Below are 20,792 nucleotides of genomic sequence, written 5' to 3'. Positions count from 1 at the left end.
CGGGGTCTAGCGGGCGGCCCTTAGCAACATCGCAAACCCAAAGCAGGAGTGCCCGCCCCAAATGGCCGACGCCAAACCCTTGTCCATGCCCGTTGGAGCCACGGGCGTTCTGGTTCTGGCGAGCGGGGAGATATTGTGGGGTCGAGGATTCGGTGCCGAAGGCGATGCCGTCGGCGAGGTCTGCTTCCACACCGCGATGACCGGCTATCAGGAGATCATGACCGACCCGAGCTTCGCCGGTCAGATCATCAATTTCACCTTCCCGCATATCGGCAATGTCGGTGCCAACCCCGACGACATCGAAGCCGATGACCCGCATGCGCTGGGCATGATCGTCCGCGAGGACGTGACCGAGCCGTCGAACTTCCGCAGCACCGAGCATCTGGATAGCTGGATGGCGAAGCACAGCCGCATCGGCCTGTCGGGCATCGATACCCGCGCGCTCACCCGCCGTATCCGCCTGGGCGGCGCGCCGAACGGCGTGATCGCGCACTCGAAGGAGGGCAAGTTCGACCTCGACGCGCTGCTGGAAAAGGCGCGCGGCTGGCCGGGGCTGGAGGGCATGGACCTCGCCATCACCGTGTCGTGCGAGACGCATTTCGGCTGGGAAGGCGGCGTGTGGAAGCTCGGCGCCGGCTATGACGACACCCGCGGCGAGAGCAAGCGCCCGCAGGTCGTCGCGATCGACTATGGTTCGAAGCGCAACATCTTCCGCAACCTGGTCCAGGCCGGCGCGGACGTGACCGTGCTGCCCGCCACCGCGACCTTCGAGCAGGTGATGGCGTTCAATCCGGACGGCTTCTTCCTCTCAAACGGCCCGGGCGATCCCGCGGCGACCGGCGCATATGCCGTGCCGGTGATCCGCCAGCTGCTCGAGACCGGCAAGCCGCTGTTCGGCATCTGCCTCGGCCACCAACTGCTCGGCCTCGCGGTGGGTGCGCAGACCACCAAGATGTTCCAGGGCCATCGCGGCGCCAACCATCCCGTCAAGCGGCTGGAAGACGGCGCGGTCGAGATCACCAGCATGAACCACGGCTTCGCCGTCGAGCGCGAGAGCCTGCCGGCCAATGCCCGCGAGACGCATGTGTCGCTGTTCGACGGCTCCAACGCCGGCATCGAACTCACCGACCGCCCGGCGTTCAGCGTGCAATACCACCCCGAGGCCAGCCCGGGCCCGCAGGACAGCCTCTATCTGTTCGAGCGGTTCGTGGGGATGATGGCGTGAACCTGCCGCCGTTCGATCCCGCCCGCTTCGACGAAGAGTGGGAGAAGGATCAGGACGTGCTGCAGAATCTCGCTGCCAACGGTGACAACCCGGCGATTGCCCGCCCCGTGGACGTCAGTTTCCACGGCTCGGGCAAGGCGCTTGCCGCGCTCGAAGAGGCTGCGGAAGACCTGGGTTTCACCGTCCTCGGCGACGAACGAAGCAAAGACGGAAGCCTTTGGCTCTTCCTTGAACGTGAACAACGCACCGACGAAGCATCGATACGCGCTCTAACCGAGACCTGCCTGCGGATAGAGGCGTATTTCGGCCTGGAATATGACGGCTGGGGCTGCGTCGCAGAAACTGGAATGAAACACTGATGCCCAAGCGCACCGACATCTCCTCCATCCTCGTCATCGGCGCGGGGCCGATCGTCATCGGTCAGGCGTGCGAGTTCGATTATTCGGGCACGCAGGCGATCAAGGCCCTGAAGGAAGAGGGCTATCGCATCGTCCTGGTCAATTCGAACCCGGCGACGATCATGACCGATCCCGAGCTGGCCGACGCGACCTATATCGAGCCGATCACGCCCGCCGTCGTCGCCAAGATCATCGAGAAGGAGCGGCCCGACGCCGTTTTGCCGACGATGGGCGGCCAGACCGCGCTCAACACCGCGCTGGCGCTGTTCCGCGACGGCACGCTGGAGAAGTTCGGCGTCACGATGATCGGCGCCGATGCCGATGCGATCGACAAGGCCGAGGACCGGCTGAAGTTCAAGGACGCGATGACCAAGATCGGGCTCGAAAGCGCCCGCTCGGCGATTGCGCACACCGAGGCCGAGGCGCTGGCCGGGCTCGACTATGTCGGGCTGCCGGCGATCATCCGGCCCAGCTTCACCATGGGCGGCTCGGGCGGCGGCATCGCCTATAATCGCGAGGAATTCATCGCGATCGTGCGCTCGGGGTTGGACCTGTCGCCGACCACCGAGGTGCTGATCGAGGAGTCGCTGCTCGGCTGGAAGGAATATGAGATGGAGGTCGTCCGGGATCGGAACGACAATGCCATCATCGTCTGCTCGATCGAGAATATCGATCCGATGGGCACGCACACCGGCGATTCGATCACCGTCGCGCCGGCGCTGACGCTGACCGACAAGGAATACCAGATCATGCGCAACGCATCGATCGCGTGTCTCCGGGAAATCGGTGTTGAAACAGGTGGTTCGAACGTGCAGTTCGCGGTCAATCCGAAGGATGGCCGCCTGATCGTGATCGAGATGAACCCGCGCGTCAGCCGTTCCTCGGCGCTCGCCTCCAAGGCGACCGGCTTCCCGATCGCCAAGGTCGCGGCCAAGCTGGCGGTGGGCTACACGCTCGACGAGATCGACAACGACATCACGGGTGCCACCCCGGCGAGCTTCGAGCCGACGATCGATTACGTCGTCACCAAGATCCCGCGCTTCGCCTTCGAGAAGTTCAAGGGCGCCGAGGCGGTGCTGGGCACGGCGATGAAGTCGGTCGGCGAAGTAATGGCGATCGGCCGTTCGATCCACGAATCGCTGCAGAAGGCGCTGCGTGGGCTGGAAACCGGCCTGAGCGGCTTCAACGATGTCGACCGGCTGGTCGGCGCGCCGCGCGACGTGATCGAGGCGGCGCTGACCGTCCGCTCGCCCGACCGGCTGCTGATCGCGGCGCAGGCGATGCGCGAGGGCTTCAGCGTCAAGGACGTGCAGCGCTTCACCAGCTACGACCCCTGGTTCCTCGAGCGGATCGCCGAGATCCTCGACGCCGAGAAGGATGTCGCGACCAACGGCCTGCCGCAGGACGCGGTGGGCATGCGCCGCCTCAAGGCGATGGGCTTCAGCGACAAGCGGCTGGCGTATCTCGCGCTCAAGTCGGTCAATCTGCGCGCCGGCAGCGAAGCCATGGCGCGCAGCTCGGGCCTGATCGGCGAGATCGCCAACGCCATTTCCGGCGGGGTGACCGAGGCCGAGGTGCGCAAGCTGCGCCACCGGTTGGGCGTGCGCCCGGTGTTCAAGCGGATCGACACCTGCGCGGCCGAGTTCGAGGCGAAGACGCCGTACATGTACTCGACCTATGAGGCACCGACCTTCGGCGAGCCCGAGAACGAGGCCGAGCCGAGCGACCGCCGCAAGATCGTGATCCTCGGCGGCGGGCCGAACCGGATCGGGCAGGGCATCGAGTTCGACTATTGCTGCTGCCACGCCTGCTTCGCGCTGGCCGATGCGGGCTATGAGACGATCATGGTCAACTGCAATCCGGAGACGGTGAGCACCGACTATGACACCTCGGACCGGCTCTATTTCGAACCGCTGACCGCCGAGGACGTGCTCGAGATCCTCGAGGTCGAGAAGTCGAAGGGCGAGCTGGTCGGCGTGATCGTCCAGTTCGGCGGCCAGACCCCGCTCAACCTCGCCAAGGCGCTGGAGGATTCGGGCATCCCGATCCTCGGCACCAGCCCCGACGCGATCGACCTGGCCGAGGACCGCGAACGCTTCGCCGATCTCGTCGCCAAGCTGGGTCTCAAGCAGCCCGCCAACGGCATCGCCCGCAGCCGCGACGAAGCGGTGCGCGTTGCCGAGCGGATCGGCTATCCGGTGCTGATGCGCCCGAGCTATGTGCTCGGCGGCCGGGCGATGGAGATCGTCGACAGCCTCCAGCAGCTCGACGACTATATCCAGACCGCGGTGCAGGTCTCGGGCGACTCGCCGGTGCTGATCGACCAGTATCTGCGCGACGCGATCGAGGTCGATGTGGACGCGATCGCCGACGGCACGGATGTGGTCGTCGCGGGCGTGCTCCAGCATATCGAGGAAGCCGGCGTCCATTCGGGCGACAGCGCCTGCTCGATCCCGCCCTACAGCCTGCCCGCCGAGATCATCGCCGAGATCGAGCGCCAGACCGTGGCGCTGGCGCGCGCGCTCAAGGTCAAGGGGCTGATGAACATCCAGTTCGCGGTCAAGGACGGCGAGGTCTACCTGATCGAGGTCAACCCGCGCGCCAGCCGCACCGTGCCCTTCGTCGCCAAGGCGATCGGTGCGCCGATCGCCAAGATCGCCAGCCGGGTGATGGCGGGCGAGAAGCTGGCCAACCTGCCCAAGATCGATCGCGACATCGATTATATCGCGGTGAAGGAAGCGGTGTTCCCCTGGGCGCGCTTCCCCGGCGTCGATCCGGTGCTGTCGCCGGAGATGAAGTCGACCGGCGAGGTGATGGGCATCGACAAGGACTTCGCGACGGCGTTCGCCAAGTCGCAGCTTGGTGCCGGCACGATCCTGCCGGACGGCGGCACGGTGTTCGTCAGCGTCAAGCAGGGCGACAAGGCGGTGGTGCTGCCGGGTGTGAAGATCCTTGCCGATCTCGGCTTCAAGATCATCGCGACCAGCGGCACGGCGGAGTTCCTCGCCGCCGAGGGGATCGACGTGGAGACGGTGAACAAGGTGGCGCAGGGCCGCCCGCACATCGTCGATCGCATCCAGGACGGCGATGTCGCGCTGATCTTCAACACCACCGAGGGCTGGCAGTCGCTGAAGGACTCGATGAGTATCCGCGCCTCGGCGCTGGCGCAGAAGGTGCCGTATTTTACCACGGCACCGGGCAGCGTCGCGGCGGCGCGCGCGATCGCGGCAATGCGGGCGCAGGCCTTCGAGGTGCAGCCGATCCAGGCGTATTTCGCCTCGCGCGGGTGAGGTTTGCTTCTAAGCCCCTCCCCTTCAGGCGCATCAGGTCGGCGCTGCTCCCAGCAGCGCCTGAACAGCGCGGGGCGCTGTTCACCTGATGCGGGGTTGGGGTGGGGCAGTGTCTCACCGGGACCAACCAAGGTTCTGGAATCCCTCCACCCCCAACCCCTCCTCCCAGGAGGAGGGGCTGAAGGTTGATCCGCAAACCAAATCTTGCGTTTTCCTCCCCCCGCCTTGATGTTTTTCGCCCCGCATCTTACTATTCGCGTTCGCACAATGGATTTCCCCAACCGATGTGAATGTGCGGACGTCGTTCCTGGACGACGGTCGGTCCCGGGGGCGTATTGAAGGACTAGGGCGTATGGCGACCGTCGAGAAGATGCCGATGCTGGCGGAAGGCTATCAGAAGCTCAGCGAGGAGCTGAAGCGGCTGAAGGCCGAGCGGCCATTGATCGTGGACGCGATCGAGGAAGCGCGCGCGCACGGCGACCTTTCCGAAAACGCCGAATATCATGCCGCCAAGGAGCGGCAGGGTCAGGTCGAAGCCACGATCAACGACATCGAAGACAAGCTGAGCCGCGCCCAGATCATCGATCCCAAGGAGCTCTCGGGCGACAAGATCGTGTTCGGCGCGACGGTGACGCTGCTCGACGAGGACGAGAAGCCGGTGAAGTACCAGATCGTCGGCCAGACCGAGGCAGATGCGAGCAAGGGGCGCATCTCGTACAATTCGCCGATCGGCCGTGCGCTGATCGGCCGCAAGGTCGATGAAGAGGTCGAGGTTTCGGTGCCGGCGGGCGATCGCTATTATCTGGTATCGAAGGTCGAATTCATCTGAGGCCAGCGATGCCCAAGCTTAGCGCCACGACGGTGATCGTCGCCGTCACGGTGGCGGTGAGCCTGATCGCCAATTTCGCGCCCAATGCGGTGCAGATCCAATATGCGGCGGGCTTCATCCCGGCGCGGCTTTCCGGCGGGCTCATCCTGTCCGGCCTGGTGGTGCCGGCGTGGCTGACGCCGCTCAGTTCGGCGCTGATCCATGGCGGCCTTGCCCATCTCGGCATGAACATGCTGATGCTTGGCTTTACCGGGCGCGAGGCCGAGCGGGCGATCGGCGCCAAGGGGATCGTTGCCCTCTACCTGATCGGCGCCTATGCCGCGTGCGGCGCGCAGTGGCTCGCCGGGCCGATGTCGACCGCGCCGATGATCGGGGCGAGCGGCGCGAGCTCGGCGGTGGTCGGCGCTTATTCGCTGCTCTACGGGCGCCAGCGCGCCAAGGCGATCGGGGCGATCCCCGCGCAGGTCGTCCACGTCGCCTGGCTGGCCGCCGCCTGGGTCGGCGTGAACCTGCTGATGGGCTTCGCGTTCCTGCAGGGTGGCGTGACGGTCGCCATCTGGGCGCATATCGGCGGCTTCCTGCTAGGCCTGGCACTCGCCCGGCCGATGCTGCTCTGGCGCTGGCGCCACGCCTGACGGGTGGAACCCCAGTCACACCCGCTGACGTCATCCCGGCGCAAGCCGGGATCCATTCGCCTCTCCCTTTCAGCAAGAGCCGTGACGGCGACCCCAATGGATCCCGGCTTGCGCCGGGATGACGGTTGGAGTGGAGCGCCTCAACCTCTCCGCTGCGCGATATGCCGGTCGATCACATGGCCGAGCACCGTCATCGGCACATTGCCGCCGAGCAGCAGCGCGTCGTTGAACGCGCGGAAGTCGAACTTGTCGCCCAGCGCCGTCTTGGCCTGCGTCCGCAGGCGGTTGATCGCGGTGTGGCCCACCTTGTAGCCGCAGGCCTGGCCCGGCCAGGAGCAATAGCGGTCGACCTCGCCCTGCACCTCGTCCTCGGACGAGCCGTTCGCCTCGACGAACCAGCGGATCGCCTGCTCGCGCGTCCAGCGCTTGGCGTGGAGGCCGCTGTCGACCACCAGGCGGCAGGCACGGAAGCCCAGCGACTGTAGATAGCCGAGCTTCGCCGCCGGGTTCTCGGCATAGACGCCCAGTTCGTCGCCCAACTGCTCCGCATAGAGCGCCCAGCCTTCCGAATAGGCGTTGAACTGCAGGAGCGAGCGGACCAGCGGCATCTTGAAGGTATATTCGCCCTGCCAGGCATGGCCGGGGATCGCCTCGTGATAGGCGAGGTCTGGCAGGCTGAACCGCGTCCAGATGCCGGTCGAGCGCAGATTGACCCAAAGCCGGCCGGGGACCTTGCCGTCGATCGTGCCGGGGCCGCCATAGGCGCCGGCCGCACCTTCCTCCTCGACGATGGGAATGCGCTTCACCTCGACATTGCCGGGCACCAGCGTGTGGAAGGCCTGGGGCATGCGGCCGCGCATGTCGTCGATGCTTTTCTGGAGGATCTGGATGATCTCGGCGCGGCCCGCGTCGTTTTCCGGGAAGGCGAAGCGCTTGTCGGTGGCGAGCCCGCGCATCCGGGCGCCGACGCTGCCCTGGCTGTAGCCGAGCGTCTTCAGGATCGTGTCCATCTCCGCCTGAAGCTCGGCGAGCTGGGCCTTGCCCATCGCATGGACTTCGTCGGGCGACATGGTGGTGGTCGTGCCTGCGCTCAGCGCCCAGGCATAATAGGCGTCGCCGTCCTTGAACTTCCACACGCCGGCATCCGAGGTGGCGCGGGTGCGCTGGTGGGCCAGTTCGGCGATCTGGCGGTCGAGCGCAGGGGCGATCCGCTCGGCGGCGATCTTCGTGGCGCGCGCTTCATAGCCGCCGGGGATGGCGGTAGTGCGCTTGGCGAGCGACGTCACCACGTCCCACTTTGCCGGATCGCCGCTGCGGGCGAGACGGATCTGCTTGAGGCACTTGTCGAGCAGGAAGTCGGGCGCGATCACCCCCACACTGGCTGCCTGCTGCAGCCGCTCGGTCTCGCCGTCGAGTGCGCCGGCATAGGCCAGGAGCCGCTCGCAATAGGCATCGGCATCGTCGCGCGTCGCGATCTGGTGATCGCTGTCCAGCATCTTCGGCACGTCGATATAGGCGCCGACATTCTGGATCACGACGTACGGCGTGTTGCGCCAGCTCCCCACCGCCACGTCGCCATAGGGGAAAGCCATGCCCTTCAGGCCGCTCTCATAGGCGGTCTGGATCACGTCGAGATGGACGCGCATCTCGGGGCTGACGGCGTTCACGTCGATCCGCTCGATCTCGGCGAGCGTGGCCTTCAGATGCGCCGCCATCCTGGCGATCCCAGCCGGGGTGCGGTCGCCGAGCTTGTGCTTGAGCGCCGCCCGCGCGCCCTTGTCGATGCCCAGGCCGGTGGCGCCCTCCGGGTTCAGCACCAGCAGCGCCTCGGCGGTGCGATCGATCAGCGCCTGCGCCTGGGCTTCGGCAGGCCCGGCGGCCGCAAGCGCGGGGCGGGTGCCGACGCTGGTGGCGAGAAGGGCGCTCGATCCGAGCAGCACGTCGCGACGGGTGGTACGCATCAATTCGACCTCGATTGTTTTCAGTCTTGGGGAAGGAAGGGAAGCGGCTCGACGCGGAGCGTCGCGCCCGTGGCGCCGGTGATCCGCACGCGGGCGCCGGCCGGCGTATCGGGCCCGCGCGCCGGCCATTCGCCGTCACCGACGCGGACCCGGCCGCCATGGTCGCTGACCGGCTCGACGACGGTGACGACCTCGCCGACGAGCCGCGCGACGCGATCGTTGAGCAGCGGATCGGCGCTGGGCACGGGAAACTCCCGATACCAGCGCCTGCCGATCAGCACTGCCACCGCCGACCAGCCGGCGAAGCCCAGCAGTTGGCCCGCAAGCGGCAGGTCCGGGAACAGCAGCGCCAGCGCACCGGTGATCGCCGCCGCCACGGCGAGAAACACGAGAAACACGCCCGGCACCACCAGCTCGGCGATGCCCAGCGCTACTGCGGCGATCAGCCAGAGCAGGGGAGGGTGTTGAAGCCAGTCCACCTAGGCGATCAATCCTGCTGGTCGAACGGGCCCGGGCGACGGACGGGGACGGACGGGGCAGGGGGCTTGGTCGCACCGCCGGACAGCGCATCCTTGGCGAGTTCGCCAATGCCGCCCAGCGTGCCGATCAGCTGCGTCGCCTCGACCGGGAACAGGATCGTCTTGGCGTTGGGCGAGGTCGCGAACTTGCCGACTGCCTCCACATATTTCTGCGCGATGAAATAGTTGAGCGACTGGCTGCTGCCCGCCTCGATCGCGTCGGAGACCAGCCGGGTTGCCTCGGCCTCGGCCTGCGCCGCACGTTCGCGTGCCTCGGCGTCGCGGAAGGCGGATTCGCGGCGGCCCTCGGCCTCGAGGATCCGGGCCTGCTTCTGCCCTTCGGCGCGCAGGATCTCCGACTGACGGGTGCCTTCCGCCTCGAGGATGTTGGCACGCTTCTCGCGCTCGGCCTTCATCTGCCGGCCCATCGCGTTGACGATGTCCGCCGGCGGGCGGATGTCCTTGATCTCGACGCGGGTAATCTTCACCCCCCAGGGCGTCGTCGCATGGTCAACCACCGAGAGCAGCCGCGCGTTGATCTCGTCGCGCTTGGACAAAGTCTCGTCGAGATCCATCGAGCCCATCACCGTGCGCAAATTGGTTGTCGTCAGCTGGAGCAGCGCGACGTACAGGTCCGACACCTCATAGGCGGCCTTGGCGGCGTCGAGCACCTGGAAGAATACCACCCCGTCGGTGGAGATCATCGCATTGTCCTTGGTGATGATCTCCTGGCCCGGAATGTCGATCACCTGCTCCATCATGTTCACCTTGCGGCCGACACGGTAGAAAAAGGCGGGGTAGAAGTTGAAGCCCGGCGCGGCCACGGTGGTGAAGCGGCCGAAATGCTCGATCGTGTACTGGTAGCCCTGGGTCACGATCTTCACGCTGGCCAGCAGGTAGAACAGCACCAGCACCACCAGACCGGCCAGAAACACGAAAAGCATGTCCATACGCCCCGACTCCCCTCGCAATCGCACCTAGTGCTAGCATAGAGAACGCGCATGACCAGCATGGCTCTCGCCCCCCGCACCGCCCTGTTCCTCCCCGCGTCGAACCCGCGCGCGATCGCCAAGGCGCGCACGCTCGACTGCGACATGGTGATCCTCGACCTCGAGGATGCGGTGAAGCCCGAGGACAAGGACACGGCGCGCGAAGCGGCGGTGGCGGCGATGGCCGAAGGGTTCGGCGATCGGATCGCGGCCATCCGCATCAACGGTGCGGACGCGGCGGAGCATGCGGCGGACCTGGCCGCGGCGGTGGCCTCCGCGGCGGCCGTCCTCGTCGTGCCGAAGGTCGAGGACCCCGCGACTGCCGCGCGGATTGCTGCCGCCGGCAAGCCGATCCTCGCGATGATCGAAACGCCCGCCGGCGTGCTCGCCGCTGCCGCCATCGCTGCGCTGCCGGGCGTCGCAGGCCTGATCGCCGGGACCAATGACCTCAAGGCCAGCCTCGGCATTCCGTCGGCGGCAGGCCGGGGCGGGCTCTCGCTCGCGTTGCAGACCGTGGTGTTGGCGGCGCGGGCCGGGGGCGGCTGGGCGCTCGACGGCGTCTTCAACGCGCTTGCGGATCCCGAAGGACTGGAGGCCGAATGCCGCGAGGGCCGTGCGCTCGGCTTCGATGGCAAGACCCTTATCCATCCCGGGCAGATCGCGACGGCTGCGCTCGCCTTCGCGCCGACCGGCGACGAGATCGCCGATGCCCGCGCGCTGCTCGCGGCCGCGCGGGGCGGGGCCGAGCGTTTCCGCGATCGCATGATCGAGGCGATGCACGTCGCGCAGGCGCGGCTTGTCCTGCGACGCGCCGGCGAACCCGATTAATTCTTGTCCTCGGCCGACCGACGCGGCCGCGATTCTTCTATGTCTAGTATATGGGGAATCTGCACGCACTCGACGAAACGCTGCTCCAGGCGATCGGGGCGATCGAAGCGCTGCTTGTCTTGCCCTGCTGCGACGTGGCCGACCTGTCCCGGATCCGGTACCAGACCGCCCGGGCCGTGGCGGCGCGGCGGCGTGCGATGGACGAATTGTTCAACGCCGCCGCAACAGAGGGCGGCGCCCGCGCGGCGGCGGTAAAGGCGGTGCGGGCCGGCAATTTCGGGATGCGGATGTTCTACACGGACCATACCATCACCTGGCCGACGGCGCGCGCAGTCGCCGAATGGCCTGCCTATGTCGTCGCCTCGCGCAAGCTCGCGTCGGTGATCCGGCAGCAGGTGGCGGTGGAGCGTGCCGCGCTCTATCCAGAATTTCCCCCGGTCGGGGCCTGACACTACCCCTAGCGCATCCGCACCCTTGCGGTTACATGGGCCGCCAACATTCGACTCAAGGATTTGGCGCACCCCCATGGAAATCCCCCTCGGCCTAACGTTCGACGACGTCCTCCTCTATCCGGGCGAATCCGAAATCGTGCCGAGCATGGCGGATACGCGCACCTTCGTGACCAAGAGCCTGGCGCTCAATATCCCGATCCTCTCCTCCGCGATGGACACCGTCACCGAGGCCGACATGGCGATCGTGATGGCGCAGCTTGGCGGCATCGGCGTGCTCCACCGCAACATGGAAGTGGAAGAGCAGGTCGAGGCGGTACGCCTGGTCAAGCGCTTCGAGAGCGGCATGGTCGTCAACCCGATCACCATGGCGCCGACCGGCACGCTGGCCGATGCGCAGGCGCTGATGGCGCGGCACCGGATCAGCGGCATCCCGATCGTGGAAGCCGATGGCAAGCTGGTCGGCATCCTGACCAACCGCGATGTCCGCTTCGCCGAGAACCCGAACCAGCTCGTTTCCGAGCTGATGACGCACCAGAACCTCGCCACGGTACAGCTCGGCGTCGCGCAGGAAGAAGCGCGCCGGCTGCTCCACCAGCGCCGGATCGAGAAGCTGCTGGTCGTCGACGAGGCCTATCGCTGCGTCGGCCTGATCACGGTGAAGGACATCGAGAAGGCCGTCACCTATCCCCACGCCACCAAGGACGGCACCGGCCGCCTCTGCGTCGCCGCGGCGACGACCGTCGGCGACAAGGGCTTCGCGCGCACCGAGGCGCTGGTCGATGCTGAAGTCGACCTGATCGTGATCGACACCGCGCACGGCCACAACAAGGACGTCAGCCGAGCGGTCGAGCGGGTGAAGAAGCTTTCGAACCGCGTCCAGGTGATCGCGGGCAACATCGCGACCGCCGAAGCCGCGCGCGCACTCATCGGCGCGGGCGCGGACGGCCTGAAGGTCGGCATCGGGCCGGGCTCGATCTGCACCACCCGCGTCGTCGCCGGCGTCGGCGTGCCGCAGCTCACCGCGGTGATGGATGCGGCCGAGGAAGCCGCCAAGTCGGGCATTCCGGTGATCGCCGACGGCGGCATCCGCACCTCGGGCGACATCGCCAAGGCACTGGCCGCCGGTGCCAGCGCGGCGATGATCGGCTCGCTGCTCGCGGGCACCGAGGAAGCGCCGGGCGAAACCTTCCTGTACCAGGGCCGCGCCTACAAGTCGTATCGCGGCATGGGATCGGTGGGCGCGATGGCCAAGGGCTCGGCCGATCGCTATTTCCAGCAGGACATCAAGGATCAGCTCAAGCTGGTGCCGGAAGGCATCGAGGGCCAGGTGCCGTACAAGGGCCCGGCGCGCGACGTGATCCACCAGCTGGTCGGCGGCGTGAAGGCGTCGATGGGCTATGTCGGCGCGGCGACGCTGCCCGAATTCCAGAAGAAGGCGCGTTTCGTGCGCATCACCAATGCGGGCCTCAAGGAAAGCCACGTCCACGACGTGACGATCACCCGCGAAGCGCCGAACTACCCGACGCGCTGATTGCCCAGGCCGGTCGCCGCGGGGGCTTGCCCGCCGGCGGCCGGCACCTGCGCGTCGCCGGCGGCGGCGTGGCTGACGCGGTTGCGGCCGCCGCGCTTGGCCGCATAAAGGGCGCGATCGGCGTCCCGATACAGCCCGGTGAAGTCGTCGCGCTTGCCCGCCTCCGCCACGCCGATGCTGATCGTCACCTGCTGCGCACCGATGACGGCGCGGTGGTCGCAGGCGGCGATTTCCTGCCGGACATGATCGGCGAAGCCGATCAGCGCCTGACCGGAGAGATGCGCGACCATCATCGCAAACTCCTCGCCGCCCAGCCGGGCGACCGTGCACATCGGGCCTTCCCATCGCGCCAGCCGGCTGGCGATGGCGCACAGCACCACGTCGCCTGCTTCATGGCCGTGCTCGTCGTTGATCCGTTTGAAGCGATCGATGTCGATCAGCAGCAGCGCAAGCGGCGCCCCTTCCGCGTCGGTCGCTAACATCAGGGCTTCCAAGGCATCGACGAAGCCGCGGCGGTTGCGGATTCCGGTGAGAGGGTCCCGCCCGGCGAGCTCGCTCGCGCGCGCTTCCGCCGCGCGGGCCACGTCCCGCTCGGTGCGCAGCCGGGCGAGGCGGCGGCTGGCGGCGATCGAGAGCCAGATCGTCTGCCAGGCCGATGCGAACAGCACGAGGATCTGCGGCCCGCCGCCCCAAAGGCTGCTGCCGATGTCGACGATCTGGGTCAGCGCCAGCGCCGCCGACGGGATCGACCAGGCACCGAGCAGGTCGCGCGCTTCCGGGCTACCCCGCCGCAGCCCGAAGGCGAGGCACAACATCGCGCATAGCAACGTACCCAGCACGGTGATGGAGAGCAGGGGGGCGAGGCTCTCCAGCACTGGGCCTCGCACGAGTGCTGCCGGAATGCCGATCAGCAGGACCGCGGCTCCCAGCGCCAGGGCTGCCCGCTTGAGAAGGCGGGGCGCCATGCCGGGGGCGAGCGCGGTGGTGATGCTGAGCGCCGCGAACGGGATCGAGAGGACGGAAATCGCCGTGGAAAGCTGGGCCGCGACCGTTCCCGCCAGCCCCGGCGCCACGAGCAGTCCGAATTGCGACCAGACCGTGCCCCACAGGAACACGCTGCCCGCCCAGGCACCTTGCCAGGCGAGATATTGGCGGCGGACCCCCGTCGCCAGCGTGAGGTTGTAGAGCGCGCCGGTCAGCAGCAGCGTGAGCGCCGCGCCGATCAGTCCGGCGAGGATCGTCGTCTCGATGTCCGCCTCGCCGGCATCCAGCAGGCGCATGCGCAGCAGGGGGTAGCTGTTCAGGCGATCGATGCGGAGCGTGATGCGGAGGAGACGCGCCTTGCCGTCCTGGGGCCGGAAGGCGATCTGCGCACCGGGCCTCCAATGGTCGCCAAAGGCGCCGCTGCGGACGCGCTGCGTCTCGGTTGTGCCGTCCGCATAGTCGAACATGACCAGCATGCGGTCGAAACGGGTGTTGTGGATGAGCAGCGCCGTCGTCCCGCCGCCATGCGCGGTTGGGCGTGGATCGATACGCAGCCACAGGCTCGCCGACTGGTAGCGTTGCGGTTTCCCCGCGCAGGCGAACGGCAGAGTCCGGCCGGTCGCATCCGGCGCGTCCAGCGTGGTGACGGCATGGCAGACGGCAAGGCGCCCGGCGGCAGGCACCGCCGAGGCATGCGCGGGGCTCGCCAGCAGGCAGAGCAGGCCGAGCAGCAAGCAACGAAACAGCACCAGACCGGCCGGCTTCCGCACCGAAACTACTACCCCCAAAATCAGCACGCTCCCATCCTGCGCGCAGCGTCGTTTACAAAGGTTTGCGCCCGGGCGCTATCCACCTGAAACCTAAGGCTTCGCCGTCGCGGCTTTGCATTCGTCCCGCATTGGGCTTAGCGCTCCCGCCATGAAACCTGCCGCCCGCGTTCAAATGGCCATCGACCTTCTCGACCTCATCATCACGGCGGCGCGAGACCGCGGCGCCGCAGCGGACGTGATCCTTGCGCGCTGGTTTGCCGAGCGCCGCTTTGCCGGTTCCAAGGATCGCCGCGCCGTGCGCGCGCTCGTCTACGATGCGATCCGCCATTCCGGAGAGATTCCGGCTTCGGGTCGCGCCGCGATGCTGGCCGTCGCCCGGGCACGGCCCGAATTGGCCGAATGGTTCGACGGCTCGCATTACGGTCCCGCGCCGATCACCGACGGGGAGGCGGTCGCCGCGCAGGGCGTCGCGCCGGCCTGGCTGGAAGCCGCCTTGGAGGCCTCTGGGTTGGGCGGCGACGAACGGACCGCGTTGCTCGACCGTGCGCCACTCGACCTGCGGGTCAATCGCCTGAAGGCGACGCGGGCGGAAATCGCCGAGACCTTCGACGGCGCCGAACGGCTCGACTTCGCGCCCGACGCCATCCGTCTGCCCGAGGATACGCCGGTAGACCGCACCGATGCGTTCGTCGCCGGTCAGTTCGAGGTACAGGACGCCGGCAGCCAGCTGGTAAGCGCGCTTGCCGGCGCGGCACCGGGGATGACGGTGATCGATCTGTGCGCAGGGGGGGGCGGCAAGACGCTGGCGCTGGCGGCGGCGATGGAGAATCGCGGCACGATCCTCGCCTGCGACGTCGATCGGCCACGCCTGTCGCGGCTGACGCCGCGCGCCGAACGGGCAGGGGTGACCATCGCCGAGACGCTTCTGCTCGATCCGGGCCGCGAGAACGATCGGCTGGCCGATTGGCGCGAACGGGCGGACCTGGTGGTAGTGGACGCGCCCTGCTCGGGAACGGGCACGTGGCGCCGCAATCCGGAAGCGCGGTGGCGGCTCACGCCCGCGCAGCTCGACCGCTATGTCGACACGCAGGCGCATCTGCTGGATGTCGCCGCCCGGCTGGTGCGGCCCGGCGGTGCCCTGGTGCATATCGTATGCTCGCTGCTCGATGCGGAGGGGGCAGGGCAGGTGGAGCGCTTTCTGGCCGCCCAGGCGGGCTGGTCCGCGGTGCCGCTCGTTTCACCGGCGGGGCGGCTGCGTGGCGACGGCCTGCGGCTGACGCCCCTGCACGACACCACCGACGGGTTTTTTGTCGCGAAGCTGGTGCGGCAATGCTAGCGCAGGGCCATGGAGTTTCGGAGATGTTGATGCGGTTCACGACGATCTCGGTTGCGACGGCGCTACTGGTGCTGACGGTCTCGACCAGCCTCCACGCGCAGCGGCCGGACAGCCAGCTCGATCCGCGCTCGGTCGAGCTGGTGCGCCAGGCGCGCAGCGCGCAGGCTGCGGGCAATCTGGGCGGTGCCAATGATCTGCTGGAAAGCGCGCTGACGGTCGATCCGCGCAATCGCGAGGCGTTCGTGCTGCTGGCCGACATCGCGCGTGCGCAGACCCTCCCCGGCAAGGCGATCCGCTTCTATGGCGAGGCGCTGAAGCTCGATCCCAACGACGTCACGGCGCTGCGAGGCCAGGGCGAGGCGATGGTCGCCAAGGGCGCAATGACGCGGGCGAAGGACAACCTCGCCAAGATCAAGACGATCTGCAAGGCCGCCTGTGCCGACGCGACCACGCTGGCAGCGAGCATCGCCAAGGGGCCGCCGCCGACACCGGTGCCCACGCCGACCCCGGTCGCCGCCACCGGCAGCCCGTCCAAGGACGCGGCCAAGCCCTGACGGCGCTCAGCTGGGGGCGATCGCCGCCTCCAGCGCCCGGGCACGGCTTTCCTGCGCGGCAACGATGGCGCCTGCGCGGTCCATCGCCGCCTGGAGTGCCGGATAATCGGGAGCGCCGGTCTGGGCCCGCTCGATACGCAGCTGGTCCATGTCCGCCAATGTCACCGCGGCGCGGGACCGCAGCCCGTCCAACACGCTCAGCGCAGTCTGCGCATCGAGCCAGGGGCTGGTGCCCGCCGCCATGCCGCGCGCACGGGTGACCTTCGATTCTGCCTCCTTCGCCGCAGCCTTGAAATCGCGATCGGTCGAATCGATCGTCGCGGCGAGCGCCGCGATGCGGGCATCGAGCGCGGCATCCGGCGTCGCCTGGGGCGCAGGACGCTCCGGTTCGGTGAAGTTCAGCCCTTCGTTGGCGCGTGGAAGCAGCGAAGGATAGCGCGTGCTGGTCTGGGCGCAGCCGGCGAGCAGCGCAGCGCCCAGGGCGAGAAGGGGAAGCGATCGCATGGGTTTGCCATATGCCTGTGGAAAACTTGGCGCAACGGGGTTGCGCTCCTGCGAATCCGCCGATAAACGCTCGCCTCCACCAGGCGCCCGTAGCTCAGCTGGATAGAGCATCAGACTACGAATCTGAGGGTCGGACGTTCGAATCGTTCCGGGCGCACCATATCCCCCCGCCAGAGCCCAGCTCGGCGGGGGTTTGTGTTTGTGGTCAGCCCCGCGCCTCCAGGCTGTCGAGAATGCGCGCGCCTGCCATGAACACGGCGATCGGGCACACCGCGAACAGCAGCTTGCCGCCGATCCCCGGATACAGGCTCATGTAATGGAAGCCGCGCTCGACCGCGCCGTTGGCGAGCCCGAAGATCACCAGAAATGCTTCGAACTTCGACTTGATGACGAACAGGCGCCCGATGCGATACAGCATGGGCGGCACGCAGCAAGGTGCGTGCCAGCCGCAGAAAACTCCCGCTTTTCAGACCGCCCTCATGGTAAACTGTCAATTAACCCGACAAGGTCGAGCGCCTCCAGCAAGGCCGTGCGCGCGGTCTCGACGCGCGCGATCAAGGCCGGATCGGCGATGGCGTCGGGATCGATCGCCTCGGGCCAATGTGCCTCCACGACGCTTGCAATCCGATCGAGCTTGGCATCGTCGACCAGGAAGCGCGGGTCCACCGTGGCCGGATCTGCCACCACGCGCAGGCGCAGGCAGGCAGGTCCGCCCCCATTCGCCATGGACTCGCGCACATCGACCACTTCCACCCGCCGGATGGGGCCATTGCCCGCGACGTGCGCCTCCAGCCAGTTCCATACGGCCGGCGTATCCCGCGCCTCGCCCGGGACGATCAGCGCCGTCTCGCCGCCGGGCAGGGTGACCAGCTGGGCATTGAAGAGGTAGGACGCGATCGCGTCGGCCAGGCTCACCTGGTCGGCAGGCACTTCGACGATTTCCACCTCCGGCATCGCCATGCGCAGTTCGCCATAGAAGCGATCCTTGTCGGCGAAGGCGTGCTCGTGCGCGAACAGCACCCGGCCGTTCGCTACCGCGACGACGTCGTTGTGGAAGGCGCCGGCAGCGATCGCTTCCTCCGATTGCTGGACGAAGAAGGTCCGGGTCGGATCGAGCAGGTGGCGGCGGGCAATGGCAGCGCTGGCATCGGGATGCTGGCGCGCCGGATAGGGACCGCCCGCAATGCCGTAGACGAAGACCTCGATGCCCGGCGTGTCCGGCGCACCGGCCAGCCGCATATGGTTGGCCGCGCCTTCGTCGCCGAAGGGCGCGGGCACGGGTCCGTGCACCGCGAAGACGGGATCGGCGAAGGCGAGGCGGAGTTGCGCCAGGGTTTCCGGCCACTCATGGCTGCGGTGCGGCATCGTCACCAGATTGGCGACGCTCAGATGGCAACGGCCGTCGGCGGTATCCGGGGCCGGCGAGACGGTGGCGGCATTCGCTGCCCACATCGGCGAGGCGGACAGCGCCTGGGCCTGGGTGTGCGACGGAGCCTGCGCATAGTCGAGCCCCAGCTGCGCCAGCCAGCGCCGGTCCGGCCTTGCGTGCGGCAGGAAGAGGCCCTGGCATAGCCCCAGCGCCAGATTGGCGCGCATCTTGGCGATGCCCTGCAACGCCGCCGCACGCGGATGCGAGAGCGCGCCGCGATTGCGCGTGGCCGCGAGATTGCCGGGGCTGAGTCCGGCATAATTGTGGCTGGGGCCGACGATCCCGTCGAAGTTGATCTCGACCAGCATCAGCGCGCCACCCACAGGATCTCGTCGCCCACCGCCAGGCCGAGTGCGGCGGCCGCTATCGGATCGATCACCACACCCTCGTCACCCTGGGCGACTTGCGCAAGCGCGGACTGGAATCCCGCAAGCTGCCCGGCCGCGACCAGCGCCGGTTCGCCGCCGCCGCCGATCGCCGCAACCGTCGCCCGTTGCGCCTCGCGAACTGTCTTTACCTGGTCCGTGCGTGCCGTCATGGTCGGACCACCATCGAAGATGTCGATGTAGCTTTCGAACGCAAATCCTTCATTTTCAAGCATTCGCATGGCTGCGCGACCCGAGGGGTGGGGCAGGCCGATCACCGATCGCGCCGACTCCGACAGCATGGCGGTGTAGACCGGATGCTTGGGCATCAGATCGGCGATGAACTGGTTGCCATGGGTCGCGTTGAATTCGTCGGCCTGCTGGAAGTTCATGCCGAAGAAGCGTCCGGCCACGCCGTCCCAGAAGGGCGAGCCGCCGGCCTCGTCGATCACCCCGCGCAGCTCGGCAAGGATACGGTCGGCAAAGCGCGCGCGGTGCTGGGCAATGAACATGTAGCGGCTGCGCGCGAGCAGCAGGCCGAGCCCGCCGGCGCGCTCGCCCGGGTGGAGGAACAGGCCTCCTACTTCACTGCAGCCCTCAAGATCATTTACCAAGCTTAGGATTTCAGCGCGAAAAGTTCGCTTCAGTTCCTGGCTGTGCTTGGTCACCGTGCCGATACGATAGCTGTAGAACGGCCATTTCTCGCCGACGCGCGTGAAGATCTGGCAGGTGCCGCGGACTTCGCCGGTTTCGACATTGTCGAGGATGAGCACGAACAGGTCGTCCGAGGCGTCTTCCTCCTCGCTGCGGGCGAAGGCGGCATGGCTGCGATCCAGCTTGGCGCGAAGGGCTGGCCTGTCCGGCGGCAAATTCGTGAATCCACCGCCAGTTAGCTTGGCCATCTCGTAGAGATGCTGAAGATCCTCGTCACGCGCGGCGCGGATGCGGAAGCTGTTCAAGGCCGGCCTCGCTCGGCCAGGCGAAGGATGGTGAGAACCGAGAGCGCGGCGCGCTCGGGCAGGCTGTCCGGGACCAGAAATTCCTCCGTCGAATGAATGGCGCCGCCGCGGGCGCCCATGGTGTCGACCACCGGCACGCCGCAGGCGGCGATATTGTTGCCATCGCAAACGCCACCGGTCGCTTTCCAGGCAATCGGGATGTCGAGATCCGCGCCGGCGCCGTGGACGAGGTCGAACAGGCGCGCGGCGGCGGGATCGATCGGCTTCGGGGGCCGGTTGAAGCTGCCGTGGAGCGCGATCTCGACCTCGTGCTCGGCGGAAACGCGCGCGATCGCAGTGTCGAGCGCGGCTTGCGCCAGCGCCGTGGCGGCAGCGTCGCCGGGGCGGAAGTTTACCCGCAGAACGGCGAGGTCCGGCACGACATTATTGGGACCGCCGCCGTCGATCCGCGCGGGGTTGACCGACAATCCGGGCGCCTTCGCATCGGCCAGCATCACCGCCAATGCGGCGGTGGCGACCAATGCGTTGCGGCCCTCCTCGGGGTTGCGGCCGGCATGGGCGCTGCGGCCATGCACGACCAGCGAGAAATTCCCGGTGCCGCCGCGCGCCCCGGCGAGCGTGCCGTCCGGCAGCGCCGGCTCATAGGTGAGCGCCGCCGCCTTGCCCCGTGCCGCGCGGGCGATCAGGGCCTGCGAGGAAAGCGATCCCGTTTCCTCGTCCGAGTTGATCAGCACGGTATAGCCAAAGTGCGCCGCAAGCGGGCTCGCCTCGGCGGCTTCCAGCGCCGCCAGCAGCAGGGCGAGGCCGCCCTTCATGTCGGCGGCGCCGGGTGCGTTCAGGCAGCCATCCTCCCGCCAGCTAATCGCCTGGAACGGATGATCGGCGCCGAACACCGTATCCATATGGCCGGTGAACAGCAATTGCACCGGCGCCTCGGGCCGCGTCGTCAGCAGCAGGTGGCGACCATGTGCCAGCGGTTCGACGGTACCTGCGGGCGTCACCGTTTCCACCGGATCGGGTTCGACCAGGTCCAGCGTTCCCGGCAGCACCGAAAAGGCGTCCGCCAGCGTCGCCGCCATCGCCGCGAGCCCCGCCAGGTTGCGGGTGCCGCTGTTGATGGCCGCCCACTGAATTGTCCTCTCCAGCATCGGCGCGGCTCGTGCGCGCTCGATTGCCGTCCGTTCGATCGCGGATAGCATTCCCATGCGGCTGTCGTAGCCCGGAACCGGGGCGGT

General features: G+C 67.8%; 19 protein-coding genes and 1 tRNA gene. 11 read left to right on the top strand and 9 right to left on the bottom strand.

Annotated features, from left to right (window positions below; genetic code table 11):
- Positions 1-61 precede the first annotated feature (61 nt).
- The 5 genes from carA (at position 62) to SPI01S_RS03375 (ending at position 6,377) form a co-directional block, all read left to right on the top strand.
- Entirely contained in the window at positions 62-1,225 is a 1,164-nt protein-coding gene (carA, locus tag SPI01S_RS03395) for a glutamine-hydrolyzing carbamoyl-phosphate synthase small subunit (protein WP_066718136.1), read from the top strand.
- On the top strand, positions 1,222-1,584 hold the full coding sequence (locus tag SPI01S_RS03390) for a ribonuclease E inhibitor RraB (protein ID WP_066718133.1): 363 nt from the start codon (positions 1,222-1,224) through the stop codon (positions 1,582-1,584). The genes carA and SPI01S_RS03390 overlap by 4 nt, the downstream gene beginning before the upstream one ends.
- Complete coding sequence (gene carB, locus SPI01S_RS03385; RefSeq protein ID WP_066718130.1) at positions 1,584-4,913, top strand: carbamoyl-phosphate synthase large subunit; 3,330 nt, start codon at positions 1,584-1,586, stop codon at positions 4,911-4,913. The genes SPI01S_RS03390 and carB overlap by 1 nt, the downstream gene beginning before the upstream one ends.
- Before the next feature lie 352 nt (positions 4,914-5,265).
- Positions 5,266-5,742 (top strand): transcription elongation factor GreA, encoded by a 477-nt coding sequence (greA, locus tag SPI01S_RS03380; RefSeq protein ID WP_066718127.1) that lies wholly within the window; start codon positions 5,266-5,268, stop codon positions 5,740-5,742.
- A gap of 8 nt (positions 5,743-5,750) precedes the next feature.
- Complete coding sequence (locus SPI01S_RS03375; RefSeq protein WP_066718124.1) at positions 5,751-6,377, top strand: rhomboid family intramembrane serine protease; 627 nt, start codon at positions 5,751-5,753, stop codon at positions 6,375-6,377.
- Between the two features lie 140 nt (positions 6,378-6,517).
- On the opposite strand, the gene SPI01S_RS03370 is transcribed toward SPI01S_RS03375, so the two are convergent.
- Genes SPI01S_RS03370 through SPI01S_RS03360 form a run of 3 tightly spaced genes read right to left on the bottom strand, consistent with a single transcriptional unit; the run spans position 6,518 to position 9,800 of the window.
- The gene (locus SPI01S_RS03370) at positions 6,518-8,338 is read right to left on the bottom strand and encodes a DUF885 domain-containing protein (protein ID WP_066718119.1); all 1,821 of its coding nucleotides are present in this window, start codon (positions 8,336-8,338) and stop codon (positions 6,518-6,520) included.
- A 20-nt stretch (positions 8,339-8,358) separates the two neighbouring features.
- A complete protein-coding gene (locus SPI01S_RS03365; protein WP_066718116.1) occupies positions 8,359-8,817 on the bottom strand; it encodes an NfeD family protein in 459 nt (152 codons plus the stop codon).
- An 8-nt stretch (positions 8,818-8,825) separates the two neighbouring features.
- Positions 8,826-9,800 carry an SPFH domain-containing protein gene (locus SPI01S_RS03360; protein ID WP_066718916.1) on the bottom strand — a complete coding sequence of 325 codons (975 nt, stop codon included), beginning with the start codon at positions 9,798-9,800 and terminating at the stop codon, positions 8,826-8,828.
- 57 nt (positions 9,801-9,857) lie between these two features.
- Here SPI01S_RS03360 and SPI01S_RS03355 point away from each other — a divergent pair, with 57 nt between their 5' ends.
- From SPI01S_RS03355 to guaB, 3 genes are all read left to right on the top strand, one after another.
- The gene (locus SPI01S_RS03355) at positions 9,858-10,673 is read left to right on the top strand and encodes an HpcH/HpaI aldolase/citrate lyase family protein (protein ID WP_157084543.1); all 816 of its coding nucleotides are present in this window, start codon (positions 9,858-9,860) and stop codon (positions 10,671-10,673) included.
- 50 nt (positions 10,674-10,723) lie between these two features.
- Entirely contained in the window at positions 10,724-11,122 is a 399-nt protein-coding gene (locus SPI01S_RS03350) for a hypothetical protein (protein ID WP_066718114.1), read from the top strand.
- A 76-nt stretch (positions 11,123-11,198) separates the two neighbouring features.
- Positions 11,199-12,656: an IMP dehydrogenase gene (gene guaB / locus SPI01S_RS03345; RefSeq protein WP_066718112.1), complete on the top strand. Its 1,458-nt coding sequence runs from the start codon at positions 11,199-11,201 to the stop codon at positions 12,654-12,656.
- Here the strand turns inward: guaB and SPI01S_RS03340 are convergent.
- The gene (locus tag SPI01S_RS03340) at positions 12,641-14,389 is read right to left on the bottom strand and encodes a GGDEF domain-containing protein (protein ID WP_245653451.1); all 1,749 of its coding nucleotides are present in this window, start codon (positions 14,387-14,389) and stop codon (positions 12,641-12,643) included. The genes guaB and SPI01S_RS03340 overlap by 16 nt on opposite strands.
- 169 nt (positions 14,390-14,558) lie before the next feature.
- Here SPI01S_RS03340 and SPI01S_RS03335 point away from each other — a divergent pair, with 169 nt between their 5' ends.
- Both SPI01S_RS03335 and SPI01S_RS03330 read left to right on the top strand, forming a co-directional pair.
- Positions 14,559-15,746 (top strand): RsmB/NOP family class I SAM-dependent RNA methyltransferase, encoded by a 1,188-nt coding sequence (locus tag SPI01S_RS03335; RefSeq protein WP_066718108.1) that lies wholly within the window; start codon positions 14,559-14,561, stop codon positions 15,744-15,746.
- Between the two features lie 29 nt (positions 15,747-15,775).
- Positions 15,776-16,300: a tetratricopeptide repeat protein gene (locus SPI01S_RS03330; protein ID WP_066718909.1), complete on the top strand. Its 525-nt coding sequence runs from the start codon at positions 15,776-15,778 to the stop codon at positions 16,298-16,300.
- A 6-nt stretch (positions 16,301-16,306) separates the two neighbouring features.
- Here the strand turns inward: SPI01S_RS03330 and SPI01S_RS03325 are convergent, their stop codons facing one another.
- Positions 16,307-16,804, bottom strand: coding sequence for a hypothetical protein (locus tag SPI01S_RS03325; RefSeq protein WP_066718106.1), 498 nt, complete (start codon positions 16,802-16,804; stop codon positions 16,307-16,309).
- Positions 16,805-16,887: 83 nt separating this feature from the next.
- On the opposite strand from SPI01S_RS03325, the gene SPI01S_RS03320 reads away from it, so the two are divergent.
- A tRNA-Arg gene (locus SPI01S_RS03320) sits at positions 16,888-16,964 on the top strand.
- A 45-nt stretch (positions 16,965-17,009) separates the two neighbouring features.
- Here SPI01S_RS03320 and SPI01S_RS03315 read toward each other — a convergent pair.
- The 4 genes from SPI01S_RS03315 to SPI01S_RS03300 are packed head-to-tail and all read right to left on the bottom strand — an operon-like array spanning position 17,010 to position 20,762.
- Positions 17,010-17,222, bottom strand: a complete 213-nt coding sequence (locus SPI01S_RS03315; RefSeq protein WP_066718104.1) for a hypothetical protein — start codon at positions 17,220-17,222, stop codon at positions 17,010-17,012.
- A 59-nt stretch (positions 17,223-17,281) separates the two neighbouring features.
- Positions 17,282-18,541, bottom strand: coding sequence for an N-succinylarginine dihydrolase (locus SPI01S_RS03310; RefSeq protein ID WP_066718906.1), 1,260 nt, complete (start codon positions 18,539-18,541; stop codon positions 17,282-17,284).
- Positions 18,541-19,500, bottom strand: a complete 960-nt coding sequence (gene astA, locus SPI01S_RS03305; RefSeq protein WP_066718903.1) for an arginine N-succinyltransferase — start codon at positions 19,498-19,500, stop codon at positions 18,541-18,543. Before astA ends, SPI01S_RS03310 begins: the two co-directional genes overlap by 1 nt.
- Positions 19,501-19,553: 53 nt before the next feature.
- The gene (locus SPI01S_RS03300; protein ID WP_066718102.1) at positions 19,554-20,762 is read right to left on the bottom strand and encodes a hydrolase; all 1,209 of its coding nucleotides are present in this window, start codon (positions 20,760-20,762) and stop codon (positions 19,554-19,556) included.
- Positions 20,763-20,792 lie beyond the last annotated feature (30 nt).

The sequence above is a fragment of the Sphingomonas pituitosa NBRC 102491 genome (assembly GCF_001598435.1).
GTDB classification, from domain to species: Bacteria; Pseudomonadota; Alphaproteobacteria; order Sphingomonadales; family Sphingomonadaceae; genus Sphingomonas; species Sphingomonas pituitosa.
Note: the sequence above shows the minus strand (reverse complement) of the source record. Positions and strands in the feature narration are given on the sequence as shown.

Bases quoted from the DNA above. Each gene is read 5' to 3' on its own strand.
- carA (WP_066718136.1), top strand. From the start codon at position 62: ATGGCCGACGCCAAACCCTTGTCCATGCCCGTTGGAGCCACGGGCGTT.
- carB (WP_066718130.1), top strand. From the start codon at position 1,584: ATGCCCAAGCGCACCGACATCTCCTCCATCCTCGTCATCGGCGCGGGG.
- greA (WP_066718127.1), top strand. From the start codon at position 5,266: ATGGCGACCGTCGAGAAGATGCCGATGCTGGCGGAAGGCTATCAGAAG.
- SPI01S_RS03375 (WP_066718124.1), top strand. From the start codon at position 5,751: ATGCCCAAGCTTAGCGCCACGACGGTGATCGTCGCCGTCACGGTGGCG.
- SPI01S_RS03370 (WP_066718119.1), bottom strand. From the start codon at position 8,338: ATGCGTACCACCCGTCGCGACGTGCTGCTCGGATCGAGCGCCCTTCTC.
- SPI01S_RS03360 (WP_066718916.1), bottom strand. From the start codon at position 9,800: ATGCTTTTCGTGTTTCTGGCCGGTCTGGTGGTGCTGGTGCTGTTCTAC.
- SPI01S_RS03355 (WP_157084543.1), top strand. From the start codon at position 9,858: ATGACCAGCATGGCTCTCGCCCCCCGCACCGCCCTGTTCCTCCCCGCG.
- SPI01S_RS03350 (WP_066718114.1), top strand. From the start codon at position 10,724: ATGGGGAATCTGCACGCACTCGACGAAACGCTGCTCCAGGCGATCGGG.
- guaB (WP_066718112.1), top strand. From the start codon at position 11,199: ATGGAAATCCCCCTCGGCCTAACGTTCGACGACGTCCTCCTCTATCCG.
- SPI01S_RS03335 (WP_066718108.1), top strand. From the start codon at position 14,559: ATGAAACCTGCCGCCCGCGTTCAAATGGCCATCGACCTTCTCGACCTC.
- SPI01S_RS03330 (WP_066718909.1), top strand. From the start codon at position 15,776: ATGCGGTTCACGACGATCTCGGTTGCGACGGCGCTACTGGTGCTGACG.
- SPI01S_RS03325 (WP_066718106.1), bottom strand. From the start codon at position 16,804: ATGCGATCGCTTCCCCTTCTCGCCCTGGGCGCTGCGCTGCTCGCCGGC.
- SPI01S_RS03315 (WP_066718104.1), bottom strand. From the start codon at position 17,222: ATGCTGTATCGCATCGGGCGCCTGTTCGTCATCAAGTCGAAGTTCGAA.
- SPI01S_RS03310 (WP_066718906.1), bottom strand. From the start codon at position 18,541: ATGCTGGTCGAGATCAACTTCGACGGGATCGTCGGCCCCAGCCACAAT.
- astA (WP_066718903.1), bottom strand. From the start codon at position 19,500: ATGGCCAAGCTAACTGGCGGTGGATTCACGAATTTGCCGCCGGACAGG.
- SPI01S_RS03300 (WP_066718102.1), bottom strand. From the start codon at position 20,762: ATGGGAATGCTATCCGCGATCGAACGGACGGCAATCGAGCGCGCACGA.